Origin of the sequence: Rhodobacter viridis (assembly GCF_003217355.1) — a bacterium.
Lineage (GTDB): Bacteria > Pseudomonadota > Alphaproteobacteria > Rhodobacterales > Rhodobacteraceae > Rhodobacter > Rhodobacter viridis.
This window is the reverse complement of sequence record NZ_QJTK01000048.1, coordinates 1-1,812: the sequence shown is the minus strand read 5'-3', so window position 1 is coordinate 1,812 and position 1,812 is coordinate 1. Positions and strand designations below refer to the sequence as shown.

General features: G+C 57.8%; 4 protein-coding genes. 2 read left to right on the top strand and 2 right to left on the bottom strand.

Going from position 1 to position 1,812, the window contains the following annotated elements; genetic code table 11:
• Both C8J30_RS18205 and C8J30_RS18975 read left to right on the top strand, forming a co-directional pair.
• A partial coding sequence (locus C8J30_RS18205) for an integrase core domain-containing protein (RefSeq protein ID WP_146227878.1) occupies positions 1-114 on the top strand: 114 nt, incomplete at its 5' end.
• Between the two features lie 68 nt (positions 115-182).
• A complete protein-coding gene (locus C8J30_RS18975; RefSeq protein ID WP_110807484.1) occupies positions 183-389 on the top strand; it encodes a hypothetical protein in 207 nt (68 codons plus the stop codon).
• Here C8J30_RS18975 and C8J30_RS18195 read toward each other — a convergent pair.
• Together C8J30_RS18195 and C8J30_RS19330 are read right to left on the bottom strand one after the other, a co-directional pair.
• The gene (locus C8J30_RS18195) at positions 371-1,219 is read right to left on the bottom strand and encodes a tyrosine-type recombinase/integrase (protein ID WP_342767562.1); all 849 of its coding nucleotides are present in this window, start codon (positions 1,217-1,219) and stop codon (positions 371-373) included. The two genes, C8J30_RS18975 and C8J30_RS18195, sit on opposite strands and share 19 nt — an antisense overlap.
• Positions 1,206-1,667: a DUF6538 domain-containing protein gene (locus C8J30_RS19330; protein ID WP_342767561.1), complete on the bottom strand. Its 462-nt coding sequence runs from the start codon at positions 1,665-1,667 to the stop codon at positions 1,206-1,208. The genes C8J30_RS18195 and C8J30_RS19330 overlap by 14 nt, the downstream gene beginning before the upstream one ends.
• Positions 1,668-1,812: the final 145 nt, after the last annotated feature.

Sequence of the window (1,812 nt, the reverse complement as noted above, 5' to 3'; positions counted from 1 at the left end):
GCAGGCATCGGCAAATGGATCGACTTCTACAACACGCAGCGCCCCCATTCGGCGCTTGGCGGAAGGACACCGGTTGAGGCCCATCAGGGCCAAGACCTGAAGGCGGCGGCTTGATCAACGGGCAAGCTTAGCAACGCCGCAAATCTGTCCGGAAAACGGGGACCACCTCATTACATAGAATCGTGAGGTCTCTAGATGACCTCGCCAAACTCTACATTTACAGGGACAAACTGGCCGAACTTGTCATCCACAACGAGAGCTTCTCGCCCGTTTTCCTCCGGGTAGAGCAAGAAATCGCTTCGCTGGAGGAAGAAAAGGCCGCGCATGACGCCCAGAACGTGGTTGCCCGCGCTCGCGCCATCGCATCGCGTCAGAAGGCAATGGTCTGAAGTAGGCGGTGCATGTGATCGAGCGTGGCGCCGTCCCCGTATTCCTCGCGGTTCAAGCGATGGCCGAACAGGTCGCGCCTGATCCGCTCATCAAAACCGCCCGCCAGCATCCTATCCTCGAAGGCGTGACGCAGCGAATACATCGTATGCTCGGGCGTCTGAATCAGGTTGTTCTCGCGCAGATACTTGTTCACCGTAGCTGACAGGCTGGCGCTGCTGGTCCTGTATAGGGGAAACCCATCAGTAAACGGTCGGATCGCTTCCAACGAGCAGCCGGTCAGCGGTATCTTGCGTCTGGACCGCTGCGATTTCAGTTGCCGCCCCTCTGGTTCAATCGAGATATGGGGGACAGTCGCCTCAAGATGGATGGTGTTTGCGGACAGCGCGGCAATCTCGGATGGTCTCGCTCCGGTGTTGACCATGACGAGCGTAATCGCTCGCGCCTGATCGTTCATTCCGTCGAGTGCGCCCGGCGGGAGCAGAACTTCCTTGATCCAGTCAGAACTGAAGGCTGGCCGCTTTTTCTTCTCGCCCTCTTTGAAGGAAAGATCAGACAGCGGCAGGATCAGCCCAAGCCGTTTCTTGCGGTTTACCTCCTTCAAGACCTCGCCCAGATGGACAAGATCCTTGTTGGCGCTGTTAGGCGTCAGGCTTTCCTCTTCCAGCCGATCCATCCACCATTCACGAAACGCCAGCATATCGTCGCCAGTGATGTCACGTAGGGGCTTGTCCCCGATGACCTCGATCAGGTTTCGGATCGCCTTCTTGCGCGGGTTCTCCCAGCGGCGCAACTGATCCTGCGATTTGGATAGGGTCTTATCCTTCGCCATGGACCAGATAGAGTTCCAACGCTCGGGAAATCGTTATGGGTGGTTCAGCCGCGCCACCCAAGAGGGCTTCGGCTTCCAGAATATCCACTTTGCCCGGTTTGTCACCCAATGCCTTGTGGAGGCGCTTCATCAGGTCATCATATGGCAGGGTTGCGATGACCGGGGCAGGCAGGTAGCGAAAGCCCCGACGCTGAGCCAGTTCCTGCGCGGCAGCAAACCGGGCTTCCGCATCACCACTGTTTCCTGCCAGCTTTGCTTCCCACGCTGCAAGAAGTTGGTTCCAGACTTCCATTGCCTTCGCGGTCGCATCCGCAAAGGAGTCGGTATGAAGACTCTGATCGACGTGCAGCCGGGCATCGACCTTTCTGTAGCGGGCAGGAACGCGCCGATACAGATAATAGGTTGAACCCGGAGGACAGGTGGATGTGGAAGTTTTGCCATAACGCAAGATTAGGGTCGGAATCGCGACTGCTGTGACCCCCGATGTTCATCCGGCTGAAACCAGAGTCCTTTGCTGAATTTGGCGCGGTTGCGCCGACGGAGCAATGGGCGATCTGCGCAGCCGTTCAGTTGCGCGAAGCTGATCGCCCATT